This window comes from Lysinibacillus mangiferihumi (assembly GCF_003049665.1).
GTDB lineage: Bacteria > Bacillota > Bacilli > Bacillales_A > Planococcaceae > Lysinibacillus > Lysinibacillus mangiferihumi.
The window spans coordinates 1-18,501 of sequence record NZ_PYWM01000027.1; the positions used below are offsets into that span (position 1 = coordinate 1).

Annotated in this window: 15 protein-coding genes and 1 riboswitch; of the genes, 4 read left to right on the forward strand and 11 right to left on the reverse strand. The window is 36.6% G+C overall.

All coding sequences use genetic code 11. From position 1 onward, the window contains the following. Positions 1-309 precede the first annotated feature (309 nt). Positions 310-1,194, reverse strand: a complete 885-nt coding sequence (locus C9J37_RS20760) for a radical SAM/SPASM domain-containing protein (RefSeq protein ID WP_107896913.1) — start codon at positions 1,192-1,194, stop codon at positions 310-312. Positions 1,195-1,446: 252 nt separating this feature from the next. On the opposite strand from C9J37_RS20760, the gene C9J37_RS20765 reads away from it, so the two are divergent. Then, positions 1,447-1,893 carry a hypothetical protein gene (locus tag C9J37_RS20765; RefSeq protein WP_107896914.1) on the forward strand — a complete coding sequence of 149 codons (447 nt, stop codon included), beginning with the start codon at positions 1,447-1,449 and terminating at the stop codon, positions 1,891-1,893. 76 nt (positions 1,894-1,969) lie between these two features. Here the strand turns inward: C9J37_RS20765 and C9J37_RS20770 are convergent, their stop codons facing one another. The 3 genes from C9J37_RS20770 to C9J37_RS20780 form a co-directional block, all read right to left on the reverse strand. Continuing rightward, positions 1,970-3,370, reverse strand: a complete 1,401-nt coding sequence (locus C9J37_RS20770) for a SpoVR family protein (protein ID WP_107896915.1) — start codon at positions 3,368-3,370, stop codon at positions 1,970-1,972. 46 nt (positions 3,371-3,416) lie between these two features. Then, on the reverse strand, positions 3,417-4,586 hold the full coding sequence (yhbH, locus tag C9J37_RS20775) for a sporulation protein YhbH (protein ID WP_025220635.1): 1,170 nt from the start codon (positions 4,584-4,586) through the stop codon (positions 3,417-3,419). A gap of 158 nt (positions 4,587-4,744) precedes the next feature. Beyond that, entirely contained in the window at positions 4,745-6,640 is a 1,896-nt protein-coding gene (locus C9J37_RS20780; RefSeq protein ID WP_024364498.1) for an ATP-dependent protease PrkA, read from the reverse strand. A 206-nt stretch (positions 6,641-6,846) separates the two neighbouring features. Here C9J37_RS20780 and C9J37_RS20785 point away from each other — a divergent pair, with 206 nt between their 5' ends. Together C9J37_RS20785 and C9J37_RS20790 are read left to right on the forward strand one after the other, a co-directional pair. After that, a complete protein-coding gene (locus tag C9J37_RS20785; protein WP_107896916.1) occupies positions 6,847-7,842 on the forward strand; it encodes a M23 family metallopeptidase in 996 nt (331 codons plus the stop codon). Between the two features lie 650 nt (positions 7,843-8,492). After that, positions 8,493-10,187: a methyl-accepting chemotaxis protein gene (locus C9J37_RS20790; RefSeq protein ID WP_107896917.1), complete on the forward strand. Its 1,695-nt coding sequence runs from the start codon at positions 8,493-8,495 to the stop codon at positions 10,185-10,187. Between the two features lie 68 nt (positions 10,188-10,255). Here C9J37_RS20790 and C9J37_RS20795 read toward each other — a convergent pair whose 3' ends face one another. From C9J37_RS20795 to C9J37_RS20820, 6 genes are all read right to left on the reverse strand, one after another. Further along, the gene (locus C9J37_RS20795) at positions 10,256-10,948 is read right to left on the reverse strand and encodes a hypothetical protein (RefSeq protein ID WP_107896918.1); all 693 of its coding nucleotides are present in this window, start codon (positions 10,946-10,948) and stop codon (positions 10,256-10,258) included. Between the two features lie 174 nt (positions 10,949-11,122). Next, positions 11,123-12,616: a sodium:solute symporter family protein gene (locus C9J37_RS20800; protein WP_107896919.1), complete on the reverse strand. Its 1,494-nt coding sequence runs from the start codon at positions 12,614-12,616 to the stop codon at positions 11,123-11,125. Between the two features lie 24 nt (positions 12,617-12,640). Beyond that, on the reverse strand, positions 12,641-13,393 hold the full coding sequence (locus C9J37_RS20805; RefSeq protein ID WP_107896920.1) for an SDR family NAD(P)-dependent oxidoreductase: 753 nt from the start codon (positions 13,391-13,393) through the stop codon (positions 12,641-12,643). Continuing rightward, positions 13,383-15,131: a methyl-accepting chemotaxis protein gene (locus C9J37_RS20810; RefSeq protein ID WP_107896921.1), complete on the reverse strand. Its 1,749-nt coding sequence runs from the start codon at positions 15,129-15,131 to the stop codon at positions 13,383-13,385. Before C9J37_RS20810 ends, C9J37_RS20805 begins: the two co-directional genes overlap by 11 nt. 107 nt (positions 15,132-15,238) lie before the next feature. Further along, positions 15,239-15,324: riboswitch (cyclic di-GMP riboswitch) on the reverse strand. Between the two features lie 225 nt (positions 15,325-15,549). Continuing rightward, on the reverse strand, positions 15,550-15,744 hold the full coding sequence (locus tag C9J37_RS20815; RefSeq protein ID WP_107896922.1) for a hypothetical protein: 195 nt from the start codon (positions 15,742-15,744) through the stop codon (positions 15,550-15,552). A gap of 235 nt (positions 15,745-15,979) precedes the next feature. After that, positions 15,980-16,477 (reverse strand): YehS family protein, encoded by a 498-nt coding sequence (locus C9J37_RS20820; protein WP_069509663.1) that lies wholly within the window; start codon positions 16,475-16,477, stop codon positions 15,980-15,982. 194 nt (positions 16,478-16,671) lie between these two features. Here C9J37_RS20820 and C9J37_RS20825 point away from each other — a divergent pair, with 194 nt between their 5' ends. Continuing rightward, entirely contained in the window at positions 16,672-16,866 is a 195-nt protein-coding gene (locus tag C9J37_RS20825; protein WP_107896923.1) for an alpha/beta-type small acid-soluble spore protein, read from the forward strand. Between the two features lie 381 nt (positions 16,867-17,247). Here C9J37_RS20825 and C9J37_RS20830 read toward each other — a convergent pair whose 3' ends face one another. Then, positions 17,248-18,495, reverse strand: a complete 1,248-nt coding sequence (locus C9J37_RS20830; RefSeq protein WP_107896924.1) for an MFS transporter — start codon at positions 18,493-18,495, stop codon at positions 17,248-17,250. Between the last annotated feature and the right edge of the window lie 6 nt (positions 18,496-18,501).

An 18,501-nucleotide genomic window follows, 5' to 3' on the forward strand; every position in this document is an offset into this window, starting at 1 on the left:
ACATTCTTTCAAATACAAATTGTGTTGATTGTACATAAAAAAACCTCCTCTAAGTTTTCATTTTTATACTAACTTAGAAGAGGTATTTATTAAAAATAATTTAATTTAGCTTAAGTACACGGCTATGGTCGAGCAACCCTTCACTACAATCGCAAAGTTTGCATCTGCTAGACGTAGACTCCTGCGGGAACGCACAGAACGTAAGACGCTGGCATTCCGCTCGTTAGCGAGGGTTGCGGCTTACGTCGTGCCCACGGAAAACTACCGTCAGTAGCGGACAGCAACGGTCACAGTACTCTAATCCCTCCCCTATTCTCCTTCCATCCCAAACTTCTGTCGATAGCCACATTTTCTACATAGCTCTTCGACCGCTTCTCGTCTTGAAAAGCCTTCTACTATATTATTGGCACGCTCACCTTCTACAATTTCACTAAAGGATTGCTCATGAACATTGCCTAAGTTAATAACACCTTCTCCATCAAGACAGCAAGGTACAACAGTGCCATCTACAAGAATAGCTGCTTGGCTGCGTAACGCATGGCAAAAGCCTTTCCCTTCATCCTCTGGAGCAAGTAGACTTGGCCATCTAAATTCATGGTCTTGATTTAAATAAATATTATTCGCAATTTTTACACCCTTACCAGGCTGTACTTTTTCTTCGATTCGAAAATCAAGATTATATTCATTTTCTATAATTTCAAGCGTCTCACGGTTTCTTCTTGCGGCCAAATCTGAAACATGATCCTGTTGTAAATTCCACAAACGATACGAAATAATCGTATTAAATTTACTTGCTTCACGCACAAATTCTAAAATATCCCCTAAATATTTTTCACGATTTTCAGATCCCTCATGCCCATCAAAGCTGTGTAATGAAAAATTGATTTGGCGTAATGCAGGCTTACCTAATAGCTTTTCGCGATTTTTTTTAATCAGCGTACCATTCGTTGTAATATTGACCTTAAAGCCCTTGTCATGAGCCGCATCCAAAAGCTCATGAATACGTGGATGTAAAAGTGGTTCACCCTTTACATGCAAGTAAATATATTTCGTATGTGGGCGTATTTCATCCAATATTTTATTAAATTGTTCAACTTTAATAAGTCCCTTTGCACGCTCAGTTGGCGGGCAGAAACTACAAGCTAAATTACAAACACTTGTTATTTCTATATAAACCTTTTTAAATGTTTTCAACGTTTATTCACCGTTCCAGTTCCATAGATATTCATATAATCTTATTCATTTTAACAAATTTTCGTAATAGCGCGCAGAAATTCATGTTGGATACCCTACATGTAATGTTTGTCTCATGACTTTTTACTACTTTCACACATGGTAACAAATAATTTTCTTCATATTCTCTGTCAATATAAGGCTACACGTACAAGTAAACTTTTACTAATTTAATACTTTAATAATAATACTTAAAAGAAAGGAGTGGAAACTATGACAGGTTTTTATAATTCTCCAAAACATTCGAATCACTCGGAGGAACCTGAAAGAGAAAGTTCTAATAAACAAGCGAAAAATAACATCACAATAAATATTACATTTAATATTGGCAATACCGAAAACCACTTTGAACAAAGGGCTGAAGGTGGCGGTCAAATTAATAAAGATGTTGGAACAAATGCCAACCAAGGTGGGCAAAACGCGCTAAATCACAGTCAAACAAGAAATCTTAATTCTCAATTTGCGGATGGTAATGGCAGAAGTGGAATTGCCGGAGATGATAACGATGAGGCTGGTGGACAACAAGGTATCAAGGTACGGGATAGTTTAGTTATCGATAGTGATATCCATTCGCACGCTAATCAGTCTCAAGATGTTGAAGAAGGGCTACTAGATACAGTACCTGAAGAAGAACCATCTAACAGCGACCACAATGAATAAAAATTCAAATTCATTGCCTAAAAAAGTAAAACTTCTATCTGTAGGTACTTTCATCCTACCTGATAGAAGCTTTGCTTTAAACAGAACGCTTATAATTTTTTGTACCATCATACGAATAAAGCATGGGCTTTCCATCAACATACGTCTCTAAATGCACAGGACGCCCCCACAATTGATAAATATACGGCAAGACATTTTCTAAATAATGTGGATCTAGTTCCATTCCTTCATAACCATGAACCAAATATAATTCACCATTTCGTAGGTAATCGCCATTTTTCACAACGATATATGGGAATCCTCCATTGACGCGCATCGATACAAGCTGATCCCGCACCATTTCATGATCTTTATCTGTTATACGATATTCATTGCCCTTTTTTTGAAACAGATACAAATCCTCTTGCTTTGCTAAATCCTTTGTTAAATAGTTGCGAATAAAGGAAATATCCGATTCAATTTCTCGCACCTCAAACATCTTTTCACGCCCCGTGTTCGGTAGAACGCCTAATCTGCGCATCTCTTCACTTGGGTTATTATAGCGTTTTTCAATATCCTCAAATATTTTCAAACCTAAATAATAAGGATTAATCGATGTTTTTGATGGTTGCACAACACCTGCGTTTAATTTGGCATATTCAATTGTCTCCACTGTTGTTAAATTAAGTTCACGCATAATGCGTTGATGCCAATAAGAAGCCCATCCTTCGTTCATTATTTTGGTTTCTAATTGCGGCCAAAAATATAGCATTTCCTCACGCATCATCGTTAAAATATCACGCTGCCAGTCCTCAAGCTCCCGACTATGCTCCTCAATAAACAGTAATAAATCTTTTTCCGGTTTTAATGGAAACTGTTTAATTTTTCTACGTACGGGTCTCTGCTCTTTTTCTTTCGTATCTAAATTCCAAAGATCATCGTACGGTGATTTGGAAGTAATCACGTCTTCTTCATCTTGTTCCTCATCTTCGGATGACAGCTTTGGCCTTAATAAGGAAGGGTCGATATGTTCTTGAATGGCTAAAATTGCATCTAAAAACTGTTCCACCTCTTCTTTGCCATATTCTCTTTCATAACTGGCAATACGTTCTGCTGTTGCTGTCATACTCTCAACCATATCGCGTCTTGTATTTGAAAATCGCACATTGTTTTTAAAGAAGTCACAGTGTGCTAATACATGCGCAATAATTAGCTTATTTTGTGTAAGTGAATTCGTATCAAGTAAAAATGCATAGCACGGATTGGAGTTAATAACGAGCTCATAAATTTGACTTAATCCCAAATCATATTGCAGCTTCATCTTATGAAATTGCTTGCCAAAGCTCCAGTGGGAAAAACGAGTAGGCATACCATATGCGCCAAATGTATAAATAATATCTGCAGGACATATTTCATAACGCATCGGGAAAAAATCTAAACCAAATCCTGTTGCAATCTCTGTTATTTCATCAATCGCACGGTGAAGCTCCTTCTCCATTTTTCAGCCTCCTCCTTTCGGAAATGAATGCTTAGCACCTTCCAATTTAATTTTCATTTTGCAATTCAGTTTTTTGGAAAAAGCTTTTTAAGGCATCGTAGACATCGCCTTTTTTCTTTAAAATATGATATCTAAATTTTGGATCATCAATTTTTTTATACGTATACATTAACGTCGAGAAACGATTATGCTGATTTACTTCTCCATAGCCAAACATACTCGATACTTCCATCAATTCACTCACTAGTTTTAAACATTTCTCATTGTCCATCGAAATGTTCTCGCCATCCGAAAAATGAACTGGGTAAATATTGTAACGGCTTGGGTTATATTTATCGCGTATTAACTCTAACGCTTTTATATACGCTGATGAACAAATCGTTCCGCCACTTTCTCCCTTTGTGAAAAACTCTTCTTCTGTCACCACTTTTGCCTCGGTATGATGTGCAATAAATTCAATTTCCACTGTCTCATATTTCGAACGTAAAAATCTCGTCATCCAAAAGAAAAAGCTTCTTGCACAATATTTTTCAAAAGTGCCCATGGAACCACTTGTATCCATCATTGCAAGCACGACTGCCTTCGATTCAGGCCTCTCCACTTCATCCCATGTTTTAAAGCGTAAATCATCGTTATGAATGGGCGTAATTTGAGCATTCCCTTCCATGGCATTGCGTTTGATCGCATTTAAAATGGTACGCTTCTTATCAACATTGCCCATAAGCCCTTTTTTCCTTATATCATTGAATTCGATTTTTTCGGTTTTAATATCTGCTTTTTCTTTTTGCTGTAAATTAGGGAGTTCTAGCTCTTTAAACAACACATTTTGAACTTCTTCCATGCTGACTTCTGCTTCATAATAATCTTGACCAGGCTTGTCACCAGCTTCTTTGCCATTGCCATTGCCTTGATTGCTCTTGCTACCGTCACGTGCAACAACATCCCCCACACTACTATCACCTTGTCCTTGACCGACATGCTTTGAATTATCATAGTTATATCGAATTTTATATTCATCGAGGGAGCGTATAGGTATTTTGATAACCTCTCGGCCATTTGACATAACAATACTTTCTTCACTTACTAAATCGGGTAAATTGTTTTTAATCGCATCTTTAACCTTTTCCATATGACGTTGTTGGTCTTGGTGCCCTTTACGATGGAGGGACCAATTTTCCTGAGAGATGACAAATCGCTTATTTTCGTTTTCAGTCATTTTTATCCTCACCCATCTATCAAATTCGCTTTTTCTATCCTATGCTAGCAGTCAGCTTTCTTGAACTTTTTTAGAGAAATAAAAGGAGTGCCCTAAAAAATGGGACACTCCTATTCCGACGATTCATTACGCCCCTGCATAATTGTCACTGGCATTGGTTAACGGTTTAACAAACTACCTACATATTGTAATAATTCATTCGCCGATGTTGTGTTATAGCCATGCTCATCAACAAGCCTTGCTACAACTTCATTAATTTTCTTCAGTTGTGACTCATCAGGCATTTTGGAAGACGTTGTAATTTTCACGATGTCTTTCAAATCAGCAAACAGTTTCTTTTGGATCGCTTCTCGTAATCTCTCATGAGAATTATAGTCGAAGCGCTTGCCATTTCTTGCGTAAGCTGAAATGCGAATTAATATTTCCTCACGGAATGCTTTTTTCGCATTTTCAGAAATGCCAATTTGCTCTTCAATGGAACGCATTAGCTTTTCATCTGGATTCATTTCTTCGCCAGTTAAGCGATCAAATATTTTATTTTTATTACAAAACGCCTCTACATTATCGAGATAATTATTCATTAATGTTTTGGCAGATTCCTCGTACGAGTAGACAAACGCTTTTTGCACTTCATTTTTCGCAATTTCATCGTACTCTCTTCTTGCAACAGCAATATAGTTCATATATTTTTCTCGATCTTCTTGAGATATAGAAGCATGCTGATCAAGACCATCTTTCAGTGCTCGCAACACATCCAATGCATTAATAGATGGGATTTCTTTGCGAATGATTGCTGATGAAATACGGTTAATAATATACCGTGGATCAATACCGTTCATGCCTTCGTTAGGAAACTCTTTTTTCAGTTCCTCTAAGTCAACGGAATTAAATCCCTCCACATTTTCTCCGTCGTACAAGCGCATTTTTTTAATAAGATCCACACCTTGTTTTTTCGGAACTTCTAGCCTTGTTAGAACCGAAAAGATTGCTGCGGCCTTCAATGCATGTGGCGCAATATGAACATGAGCCATATCACTTTCATTAATCATTTTTTCATAAATATGTTCTTCCTCGCTCACTTTTAGGTTATATGGAATTGGCATAACAATAATACGCGAGTGTAGAGCTTCGTTCTTTTTATTCGAAATAAAGGAACGATATTCCGTTTCATTTGTATGAGCAACAATTAATTCATCGGCACTTATTAAAGCGAATCTTCCTGCCTTAAAATTCCCTTCCTGCGTCAGTGACAATAAATTCCACAAAAACTTTTCGTCTAATTTTAACATTTCTTGGAATTCCATCATTCCTCGGTTCGCCTTATTTAACTCTCCATCAAAGCGATAAGCACGAGGGTCCGACTCTGAGCCAAAAACGCCAATAGTCGAGAAATCAATGCTCCCCGTTAAATCTGCAATATCTTGAGATTTTGGGTCAGAAGGTGTGAAGGTTCCTATGCCCACACGTTTGTCTTCAGAAAAAGTGATACGCTCAATAATGACATTTTCAATACGTCCCTCGTATTCTTTTTCAAGACGCATCGTATTTAAAGGCGATAAGCTGCCCTCAATTCGTATTCCATACTCTTCAAAAAAGTCATTACGTAAATGATGTGGAATTAAATGCAGCGGGTCCTCATGCATTGGACATCCCTTAATTGCATAAACCGCTCCTTCTTCCGTGCGCGAGAATTGTTCAAGTCCTCGCTTTAACAATGTTACGATCGTTGACTTTCCTCCACTTACAGGCCCCATCAGTAATAAAATCCGTTTTCTAACATCTAATCTTCTTGCTGCAGGATGGAAATATTCCTCCACCAGTCTTTCAATTGCTGATTCAAGCCCAAAAATTTCTTTTCCGAAAAATTGATACATCTTTTGCCCATCGCGTTCCTCTACACCTGCGCTTTTAATCATATTGTAGACGCGAGAATGGGCTGTTTGAGCAACTTCAGGTCTTTCCTTTATGATGCGTAAATAATCTGCAAATGTACCTTCCCACTTCAGTCGGTTTTCTTCTTCGCGATAGCTCTTCACTTTATCTAAAATGTTGATAGCCTTCCCTCCATTCTTTCAGGGCTTGATTTATAACATAGTATGAAGTTAGATACATTATGATACCCATTACTTTTTCATTGAATTAGTTTCTTCTTATTGTTCAAGTTTTTTTCTCGCTACATAAAAGGGATTTACTGCATTTAAAGTGGACTTATGAAATATAAAATTTCGGTTATTCTAATCTGTAGAAAGGAGGTCCAATTTTGAATCGTTATTTAATTTTCCTTCTGACATGTATGCTGCTGTGGAGTTATTTTCCCCCAACGGTTACACTGGCAAATGAAGGACCGAGTAATGAAGAAATTTTACAGCAACGTATGTCCTATTACGTACAATTCGATGAATTACTAATTCCATGGCACTTTTTAGCGGCTATCGATCAATATGAGCGCAATCTTCAATCCGTTCGTAAAGATATCCCGAAACGAGATGGCTTCATTGCCATTCAATTTTCTAATGAATATTGGTCAGGTGCATTAAATCCTGTCAAGGAAGATACGATACCTGAAACAATCAGTTATTTTGGTGGAATGGGACTGGATGGCAACGGTGATGGTATTGCAAGCCCTTCAGATGATGTAGATGTGATCTTCTCCATGGCCAGTTATATAAGTCAATTTGGTTCTACAGATGAAGACTTTAAACTTGCTTTATGGGAATACTACAGAAGTGAAGAAGCCGTTAATCAAATCGTCACGATTTCCACTTTGTATAGACATTTTAAAACGACTGAGCTGGATGCCCATACATTCCCGATTCCAACACGCTCCGATTACAGCTATAGAGGTACTTGGGGTGATAATAGAGGTTGGGGAGGCAGACGAATCCACGAGGGAACTGATATTTTTGCTGGCTACGGGACACCTGTACTGTCCACTTCCTATGGTGTAGTCGAAGTCAAAGGCTGGAATCAATTCGGAGGTTGGCGAATTGGCATTCGCGATAACCATAATTCTTATCACTATTATGCCCATCTTGGGAGCTATCATAAGGACATAAAGGTTGGAGATGTTGTAGAACCAGGGCAAGTACTCGGTTATGTAGGCAGCTCGGGTTATGGAAAAGAAGGCACATCTGGAAAATTCCCACCACATCTTCATTACGGCATATACAAATTTAATGGTCGAACAGAATGGGCATTTGATCCATATCCATCTTTATTGCAATGGGAGCGTCAAGCAAAAAAAGATAAGCAGTAAAGAACTAGGCAACTGCTCCATTCACAACGAAATCAGATGGATACCTCTAAAGACAAGGCAAGAGGCTGGGACAAAAGAGAAAAAGTGTTAGATTGAACCTAATCAATCTAACACTTTTTTGCTATGCCGTTGTTGTCCGCTACGACGGTGCTTTCCGCTCAGCACAGTAAGCCGCAACCCTCGCTAACGCGCGGAATGCTCGCGTCTTACGCTGTGTGCGTTCTGAGCAGGAGTCACCTCCTCCGCTACCGACAACTAGTGAACCCTTCTAAATTTTTATTTATTGCAAAAGCAAGAATAGCTAAGTGTGCTAAGTTCTCCATATAGCCAAAATTTATGAACACCTTTCCTCTGTTCCTTAAATTTTTTAATTTTGTCCCAGCCTCTTGCAGTTTTTTGATATCCACTATAGAACTTCTAAAAAATTGTATAGTATTGTCAAATTTATTTTTTCTAAAAACACCATGACAATAGGTAAATAGACACACGATTTTAGCAAACAGACAAAAATATTTGAAAAATATGAATTAAATTATGCCAAAAAACCTTTTTTAGTATTTTTAACAAAAAAATTCTACTTTTCTTTTGAAATAGTAATAAAATAAATAGAGTAGGATAAGTTTTAAAGAAAAACTAAAAGGATGGAAAAAATGAATCGTTTATTTCAATTTAAAACAATTAAAGCACGTTTATTAAGTACATTTATTATGTTATTAGTATTATTTGCTTGTTTTACTACGTATACTTATTTTTCTAATACAAACATGGAGAAACAGGCTAAAGTCCTCGTTGAAGAAGATTTAATGGTGTTAACCGCAAGTAAAAATCTAGCAATGTCTACGAGCGTCCGATTATCTGCCGCCTTAAGTTATGTTGTATCCGGTGAAGAAAAATACATAGAGACGTTTAATGAATACCGTAAAATTGCTGAAGATAATAACCTTATCGTTGAAAAGTATGAAAATACGCCAGAACGAGAAAAACTGGTAGAGATGGCTCGTGAATGGAGCAACCGAGTAAATAGTGAAGTATTTGAAGTATATAAGCAAGGTGATAAACAATTAGCGTTAGAAAATTTAACAGCTATCAATCATCTTGTTACTGAAGTGCGTGCTGGCTATGAAGAAGTAGCTGATAAACGCGCAGAAGCCATTACAAAGGTCGGCAATGATGTCGTATCAACAAGTTCAAGCAATAAATCAATTGGGGTCATTGCAAGTATCATATTATCAATTTTAGGAATTCTTATCGCTATTTTTACAGCAAGTAGAATCTCTAAGCCTATTTCTATAGTTTCCAATCGTATGAGGGAATTAGCTGATGGGAATTTACGCAATGAAAAGTTCTCCGTAACCCGTCAAGATGAAATTGGTCACTTAATGCTTTCTGCCAATGACCTGAATGAAAAATTACAAGATACGATCAGTTCTATTCATAATGTATCAGAAACGGTAGCTGCAAGCAGTGAGGAATTAGCGCAATCTTCTAATGAAGTTCAGACAGGTACGGAACAAATTTCCTATACCATGCAAGAGCTTGCAACTGGCACAGAAACACAAGCCTCTACAGCTAGCGATTTAGCTGAAACTATGACAACGTTCCAACGCCATATTTATGAAACAACGCAAGAAGGCATTGAGTTGAAAGAGCATTCGGGGCAAGTACATGATTTAACAAACACAGGGAAAACATTAATGGTACAATCTACACAACAAATGGCAACTATTAATGACATTGTATTAGATTCCGTAAAAAAGGTAGAAGGTTTAAACGAACAGTCTGCTGAAATCTCAAAGTTGGTTTCTGTAATTGATGAAATTTCTAACCAAACGAATTTGCTTGCTTTAAATGCTGCCATTGAAGCGGCACGTGCAGGAGAGCATGGCAAAGGCTTTGCAGTAGTTGCCGATGAAGTGCGTAAGCTGGCAGAACAAGTACAATTCTCTGTGACAGATATTTCAACAATCGTTCATCGCATTCAAAGCGAAACAGGTAATGTAACAAATTCCCTTCAATCTGGTTATGAAGAAGTAAAAAAAGGAACAGCACAATTAAATCAAACGAATCATACATTCGATCAAATTTCTCAAGCGATAGAGGATATGAATAACAATATTAATGTGATTTCAAATAACTTAACAAAAATTTCCCAACATTCCGAAGCGATTAATGGTTCGATTGATGAAATGGCTTCTATTTCACAAGAATCCGCTGCTGGTGTTGAGCAAACAACGGCTACTGTTGAAGAAACGGCTGCAACAATGGATGAAATTTCAAAGAGTGCCAATCAATTAGCTGAAATGGCTGAAGAGCTAAACACACAACTACAAAAATTCACACTTTAATAAGGAAAAAGCTATCCGAATGTCTTCGTGATAGCTTTTTTATTAGGCTAGATTACATCTAGTATAGGTTATTGCCAATGTCGGATAGGTACTCGCTCTAATTCATAGTGCTTAATAATAATACTGACCTTTTGATACCATTGTTCACACAACGCCATTGCTTCGATATACGTATCATCTTCTATTGACATGCCATCCTCTTGTTCTAAAAAGATATACTCTATAATTGGATCGCTTAGATTGTCTACCACTATTTTTAAAGCTAATTGCGACACTCCCTGTTCCTCACATGCTTCTTCCTCAATCTCCGCTTCTTCTACTAAAACACGGTTTTCCCCCGCTAGTAAAGAGTCACTAAACAAACCATTACTAGTTCTTGCCACAATATGACCGTCCTCTACAATCGCTACCTCATAAATTTCATTAAAACAGACTTCTTTCTTTGCTACTGCAGCTTCCCAATCTTCTCTAACTGCCAGTATAAGTGTTTTGGTTTGCTCATTCAGTAATAATGCATGTAAAGCATCATTTGCGATGGTGGCATGGGTATGAGGGATATTCTTTAACTCTTCTTCACTTGCACTTTTAAGTTCTGCCATCATTCTAAAAGTATGATATTTCCATTTAATATAACGCATTACGCCAATGATGACTAAGGTTATGCCAATTAAAAAGTACAATTTTTTTATTAGTTCAGCATTTATTGCCATTGCTAAAAACAAATATATCGTACCTAACAATACTAGAAAGATTGTTTTCATTATTATCCCACTTTCAACAAAATAATAGATAGGGAAAATACATCTCTATAGTAGAAATCTTATTCAGCTATCTCTCTTTTCATGCTTCATTTTTGGATAATAAAAAAACACGAAACACTGTCATACTCAAGTGTTTCGTGTTGTTGAACAAGTCTTTTTAAGCTAAAACAGAGCTTATTGTTGTTTCACTAGCTCGTCCTTACTACCTACATTATCTAATGTTTTATCTTTTTCAATTTTATGCATATCAAGCACATGTTGTGAAGGTGGCACAAGCAAACTGACAATCACAATCGTTATACCTGAAATGACTACTCCAGAGAAAACAGGTGCCTGCCATAATTCGTTTATTAAACCTATAAAGCCTTCAGACTGTATGGATAAACTAGGTACAAAAGTTAGTGTTGTGATTATATAATAGATAAGCCCGACCGATATACTTGCCCAGACAGCTGGCGTACTGACCCGCTTCCAAAATGGACCTAAGACAATTGGCCAAAAAATCGTCACGAATATTACGTCCCAAGCTAAGTAAGCTAAATCAATTACTTTTTGAAAGCTAACAGCCAAGATTAAGCCTAATACTGCACTGCTTAAAATCACAAGTCTTGAAAATCTCAATAAATTTTTAGGATTAGGATTACGATTAATAAAGTCTAAATAAATATTCTTTGTGATAATACCAGAAGTTGCAACATAACATGCGGCAACAGTCGACATTCCCATCGCTGCCATTGCTGTTAAAAAGATTGCAGCTAAAAGAGGAGGAAAGTATCCTTGTGCAAAGGCTAGCATTAACGTTTCTGGATTTGTGCTATTAGGATAAATTGTTTTAAAAGCTTCACCTAACATGCCAGGAATCCAACTAATCGCTATAATAACGATACCAGCTATAATCATACTGCGTTGTGCTACTTTTGGACTTTTCGCGGCCGCCACCCTTTGACCTAAGTCAACAGCAGGGATGTCACCAAGTGCTAATACAAGATATAACGTCCAAAATTCAGCTCCTGCCTTATTAAACAATTCACTTATATTCCACCACTCCGGATTAAACGTCACATCAGGATAATAAATAAACACAAAAATGGTAATACCTAAAATACCAGCTACTGCTAGCGCACCTTGTACGATTTCTGTGTAGGCTACAGCCCATAAACCGCCAATTACAGAATACAGTGCTGTTAACGATACAAATAATAATGCTGCTGGAACAAAATCTATTTGTAGCAATTGCTGGATAATATACGTTCCACCAACCGTTAAAGCTGCTGCATTAAAGATTCCAAAGGCGATAGCCATTACAATCCCTGTGTAAGCTCCTAACTTTTTACTACCATATCTTAAACCATAGTAGTCTGCTAATGTCCATCCTTTTAATCTTCTAAGCGGTTTTGTCCATATAAGCGCACCAAGAATCATACAGGTCCCTAAACCACCCATAGTCGCTGATCCCTCAAAGCCGCCACTCGTATAACCAGAACCGACAGCGGCAAAAAAGAACGGAGCGGCTAATAAAGCCGCAATTAAACTTCCCGTCACAACTGAGAGAGGCATGCTCCAACCGGCTACGATTAAATCTTCTGCCGTATGAACGCGCTTATACCCCTTATAACCAATATAATAAATAAAAATTAAGTACAAGCTAAAGATTAAAATATTCAACATTTTTATTGCTCCTTAGTTCTTACATTATCCATTCATTACTACTCCACCATTAGGCGTTAAAATTTGACCTGTATAGAAATCAGCATTGTCAGAGGCTAAAAAAAGTACACTTTTTGCGATTTCCTCAGGCTGTGCCAAGCGTTTTAATGGATACTTTGCGGATTCCTCTTCAATATAGTTCTCTCCAAATTCTTGTAGGATATCTGTGAGTGTCCCACTAGGAGCTACAGCGTTTACTAATATGTTGGGCGCTAATTCTCTTGCCAAAGCTTTTGTAAATGCATTAATGCCACCTTTTGCAGCTGAGTAATGCGTAAACTCTTCACAACCTAGACTACCAATATCTGAAGAAATATTAATAATCTTGCCTTTGTTTCTTTCCTTCATTCGTTTCGCTGCTTCTCGGCAATTATAAAAACATCCATAAAGATGTACTTTAATCATCCTGTCCCATTGTTCGTCTGTTAAATCTAGCACGCTAGAAGCTTGTGCAAATCCTGCATTATTGACGAGAATATCAATCTGCCCTAGATGCCTGTCCATGTATCGGAACATGTCCTGTACTTGATGAGAGTCTGATACATCAGCACGGTATTTATAAGCTCGTACACCTAGCTTTTCAGCCTGTGCTCGCACTTCTTCCGCTTCATGATCGTCACCAATATAGTTAATGAATACATTGGCACCTTGTTTTGCGAATGCAAGTGCAATTGCTTTTCCGATGCCCTTACTAGAACCAGTAATCAGAACATTTTTTTGTGCTAAATTATTTTCCATTTTCATCGTTCTCCAATTTGAATTTTGCTACAAGTGCTTGTAATTCTTGTGCTGTTATTCCTAAAGAAGAAGAAGCCTCTTTCACTTCTTGCATCGTCGTTAATTGTTCCTGTGTCGCTTTTGAGACATTAGATGAAAACTCTGATGAAAGCTCCGATGATTGTTTAATGTTATTGACAGACGCTGCAACTTCCTCTGACGAAGCTGAAATTTGCTGAGAGGCTGCTGAAATTTCACGAATTTGACTAGCGACTTCTTCCGATGATGTAAGAATTTCTTTAAAGATTTCCCCTACTTCATCTGTATATTCCATACCTGCTTTTACATCTGCTTTTCCTTTTTCCATCACGACAATGGAAGCATTTGAATCGGATTGAATCGTACTAATAAGATTGTAAATTTCTGTTGCTGATTGGGAGGATTGTTCTGCCAACCTTCTCACTTCATCTGCTACCACTGCAAAACCTTTACCATGTTCTCCCGCTCTTGCTGCTTCAATAGCCGCATTTAAGGCAAGTAGGTTAGTTTGATCCGCAATTGCTGTAATAAGACTCACAATATCGCTAATTTTATTCGTATTAACATGTAAGCCATTAATGGTTTTGCCAATTTGTTCTACTGAACCATTAATTAGCTCCATTTGGGATATAACTTGTTGCACGACTTTATCTCCACGTTCAGATGCAAGAGACGCTGCTATAGATGATTCGGCAGCTGTATTTGCTGAGTCAGCTATTTGTTGAATACCTGTTGCTGTTTCCTCCATAGCTGCAGCAGTTTCTTCTGTCATCACCATAGCTGCTTCCGCATTCTCATTTATACGTTTCATATCCTTTGCAATATCGGTAGAACTGTTAAACGACTCTCCTGCATTGACAGTTAACTGACTTGCAGCAGAAGAAACATGATTAGATGTATTTCTAATATTTAAAATAATATGTTGCAAATTGGTAACCATCGTTTGAATAGATTGCGATAAATTCCCTATTTCATCTTTTGTAATTTCTAATTGAACTTGTTGCAATTCACCATTTGCCACTTGATTTGCAACATCGACTACTTTCTTAAGAGGTTTTAATAGTCGATCGATAATTATGTAAAGTAAAATTAGTAAAATAATCAAACCAACAACTGCGATTGCAATTTGTTTTATCATGCTTGTTTTGATGATCGTATTTATGTAATCTGCTGAATAATCAATACCTAACAAAGCAATTATTTTGCCATTATCATCTTTAATAGGAGTAAATACTGTTCTCCAAGCACCATATTGATCTTCGAATACGTTCGTCACTTCAGACTGATTATTGTCAATTGCACGCTTAGCTGTTGCTACATGTTCATCTGCTAACTCTTCGAAAATCTCACCAGCTTCATATACCTCATTCAAGTTGGACGTATACCCTATCGGATTAACACCTTTATCTTTCATATCCCAAATATAACTCCAGCTCATTATCCCTTGCTCTTCTTGGATCATGTCTAGCTGTTTTTGGAGATTTTTAAAATCCGGATTACTTTCCCCTTTTTCAGTTAATAAATGTTTAATCTGATCACTATCAAGATTCATAGCTGTCAATATACCAACACTTTTTAACTCTTGTTCCAAATCTACATTCATTCTTTTGTTTAGCTCACTAATACTTTGCGTTGTGATGATAGAAATCAACATTAAAACAATAATAGAAACTGTAAGTAATAATTTGTATTTCAATGAAACATTTTTTAAAAATTGCATAGATAGTTCCTCCTCTTTATATTTTATAGGTCAAAAAAAAAATAACCTATTTCAAAAGAAATAGGTTATTAAAGATAAAAAATAATAAATCCCAATAACTACTAATCTTTTGCAACCCAGCCATCATAGCGTTATCTGCCTTAGACCTGTAGCTTTGCGTCTCTACCTTTCAGTAGATTTGCCCTTATTTCTCCTCAAATTAACATAATAGTAAAAAATAATCAATACAACTTCCAAAATTACTATTTAGTCCATGCTCTTATTTTACTACTTCTGTACAAACAATGAAATAATTACTATGTAAAAATATTCTTTTTTATTGTAAAAAGTCCTTACAAAAAATAAGCAGCGACAACGTAAACATACGTTATTGCTGCTTAAATTTCTGATAAACACTTACCCCTAAATGTTTATTCAATTATGCAAGTTGTGTTACGAGTAAGACAGCTGGAATAAAGGATAATGCAAAAACGCACATATACCATACAGAAGTACGGCGTAATGAAAAACGAACTTTTTTGCGTTCTGCGTAAAAAATGTCTAACATAACAGCAACTATTAATGGAATACTAATGCAAGAAATAGCAATTAAAATAAGATCAAAAAATATCATAAAAAGCACCCCTCTGTTCATGAACATTTCTTTTCCCTTTGTGACAACTTTGTGTCAATTTAATTGTACACAATTCCGTCACATTTATCAACAGTTAAAAGAAAATAATGGTGATTTTACAATTTATTTTTTATTGCTTTTATTGTTATTATGTATGTCATCCGATACAAACAAAGGCGGGACGCTTACTGTAGGTAAGCACCCCACCACAATTCACTATAAAGAAAATTAATACTTAATCTCTATATTTATATGTTAAACCTTTTAAAAAGTTTCTCACAAAGCGATCGCCACATTCTTTGTAATTACGATGACTAGGATTTCTTAAAATCGCACCTAACTCACCTTTCGATACTGTTACGCCACCTTCATATAAAATATCAAGCATATCTTCCGTTGTTAAAGCCATTGCAATTTTTACTTTTTTCAAAAGCATATTATTCGGACTTTCTTTCCCTGTAACCGGTGGTGGTCCTTCTTGTTGACCTTGTTTTGATTGTTGAGGGCCTCGTTTAAATGTAATTAAACCATTTAAAAATGCCTCTACCATTTTATTATTACATTTAATGTAATTCTCTGGGATATCTTCTTCATCATCTTTAATTTTGATAAGCATGTTTAATACATCCTCTTTTGTGTATTTCATGCCACCCAGCTTAAAAATTTCTACCATATCCGTATTTTTAATATCTAGTGCATATCGTAAACGAATCAAAATATCATTATTCGTCATCTCAAAACCTCCTTGATTTTCTTGCAAAACCTTAATTTAAAAGAGCCAGGCTTTATTATAACAGAGTAAAATGTATTTTTAGCTAGCTTTGTGATTATTCCTCACCTATAGTATGTAGATTGCACATTTCCTTGTTTTTAAATGTATGAAAATCAAACTGCCGACCATTCTAATAGCACAAGGAGGTGAGAAAAATGGCTAATAAAAATCGAAGTTCCAATAAACTTCAAGTTCCTGGTGTACAAGAAGCTGTTGATCAAATGAAATATGAAATCGCACAAGAGTTCGGCGTACAACTTGGGCCAGATGCTTCTTCTCGCGCGAACGGTTCCGTGGGTGGAGAAATCACGAAACGACTTGTAGAAATGGCTGAAAAAAAACAAAAATAAATAAAAGGTGCCAGGCACTAAAACAATTCAGAATTGTTTTAGTACCTGGCACTTACTTTCTTGCTCCTTTTATCATGACGAAGATGAATGCTAATAAAAGAATAAGTAATGCACCTATAATTACGTATCCGACCATACTTGTTATTCCCAAAACACTAATACTCCTTCCATACGTAAAGCGGAACGAAAAATTCCCCATTGTAGAACCGCTATATTTCCACTTTAGTTTACTTATTTAAAATACCCTTCTACTTCTATTTCTTCAACTAAACTGCTCTATTAGTATAATAAATTCAACGACTACAGCTTTCTATTCATTCACAGTAATTTCATTTTTTCCGATAAACACAATTTATAAACTTTTAATTATAGATTGTATCTTTAGACGCTACGCTTTTCCTTAAAGTACAGCACACCAAACAAACCAATGATGGAGAAAAGAACTGGCACAATAAAGCCATAGTAGTAGCCATCATCTACGTAACCTGAAACAGATTGAAAATGATCTAATAAATAACCAAAAATAATGGGAAGCAAAACGGCACTTAAAAAGCCTCCCGTATTGGCAAATCCAGAAACTACGCCCGCTTCGTGTAAAGGGAAAGATTGCCGTACAGCAGCAAAAGTTAATGCACTTGCCCCGTATCCAAAGCCGATAATAAAAAATAGTACTAACAGCAAGAAAAAAGCTGGATGTCCATTGCATATAAGAAACGTACACCAACTAAGTAAAACAGTACTATGCACGACAATATAGGGCCTTTTAATGGTATCTAGCTTGCTAGCCAGCCAACTAGTTAGAGGAGCTCCGATTAGCGCCCCTATAAGACCAACCATAATCAATTGGCTTGCATCCGAACGTGTCATTTCATATAAAGTCATACCGTATGGTACAGCCCAGGAACTGATAAATCCTACATAACCCCCTACTACACCAAAATGACAAAAAAATAGAGCCCATGCTTGCGGATGTGAAAATATTCTTTTCAGTAATACGGATGTTTTATCACGTTGTTCTTCATCGGTTACAAAAATTTGCTCGTTGATAAAACGTGTTTTAGGCTTTTTGACAAGTACAAAATAAAGGACAAAGCCACACAAGCTTAATAGTAGTCCTGCGCTACAAAAAGCCATCCGCCAACCTAGTAAATCAATCCACGTGGAGAAGGGGACTGTCGCCAATAAAAACCCTAGACTCCCAGTCATACCTGCCAGACCAATTAACCGTACAAACTCCTTACGATGAAACCATTGTGCCAAAATTAGCACCATATTAACCCAAATCGTTGCATCTCCTATACCGGTCAGTATTCTCGAAAAAAATAGCATGAGTTCATGGGTGCTAAGGCTATAAATGATTGTACCTAACCCTGTAAGTGTCGCCCCTAAAATTAAAAAAGTATTTGGACCGTAGCGATCAGCCAATATCCCCATTGGTACTTGTAAGCTTGTATATACAAAAAATTGGATACTTGTTAACAAGCCAATCGTTGCTGCCGTTACCTGAAAATCGCTCATTAATTGGTCTGTAATTAATCCTGGCGCTGTGCGTTGACTCGCCATTAACAAATAAGTAAACAATACAACAACAAATACAACCCATCTGTATCTGCTATTTTGTTTGTCCATGGATAT

Excerpts from the sequence above, each read along its gene's own strand:
- C9J37_RS20820 (WP_069509663.1), bottom strand. The coding sequence starts at position 16,477 with ATGACGAATAATGATATTTTGATTCGTTTACGATATGCACTAGATATT.
- C9J37_RS20795 (WP_107896918.1), bottom strand. The coding sequence starts at position 10,948 with ATGAAAACAATCTTTCTAGTATTGTTAGGTACGATATATTTGTTTTTA.
- C9J37_RS20770 (WP_107896915.1), bottom strand. The coding sequence starts at position 3,370 with ATGGAGAAGGAGCTTCACCGTGCGATTGATGAAATAACAGAGATTGCA.
- C9J37_RS20825 (WP_107896923.1), top strand. The coding sequence starts at position 16,672 with ATGGCTAATAAAAATCGAAGTTCCAATAAACTTCAAGTTCCTGGTGTA.
- C9J37_RS20815 (WP_107896922.1), bottom strand. The coding sequence starts at position 15,744 with ATGATATTTTTTGATCTTATTTTAATTGCTATTTCTTGCATTAGTATT.
- C9J37_RS20830 (WP_107896924.1), bottom strand. The coding sequence starts at position 18,495 with ATGGACAAACAAAATAGCAGATACAGATGGGTTGTATTTGTTGTTGTA.
- C9J37_RS20790 (WP_107896917.1), top strand. The coding sequence starts at position 8,493 with ATGAATCGTTTATTTCAATTTAAAACAATTAAAGCACGTTTATTAAGT.
- yhbH (WP_025220635.1), bottom strand. The coding sequence starts at position 4,586 with ATGACTGAAAACGAAAATAAGCGATTTGTCATCTCTCAGGAAAATTGG.
- C9J37_RS20765 (WP_107896914.1), top strand. The coding sequence starts at position 1,447 with ATGACAGGTTTTTATAATTCTCCAAAACATTCGAATCACTCGGAGGAA.
- C9J37_RS20810 (WP_107896921.1), bottom strand. The coding sequence starts at position 15,131 with ATGCAATTTTTAAAAAATGTTTCATTGAAATACAAATTATTACTTACA.
- C9J37_RS20800 (WP_107896919.1), bottom strand. The coding sequence starts at position 12,616 with ATGTTGAATATTTTAATCTTTAGCTTGTACTTAATTTTTATTTATTAT.
- C9J37_RS20805 (WP_107896920.1), bottom strand. The coding sequence starts at position 13,393 with ATGGAAAATAATTTAGCACAAAAAAATGTTCTGATTACTGGTTCTAGT.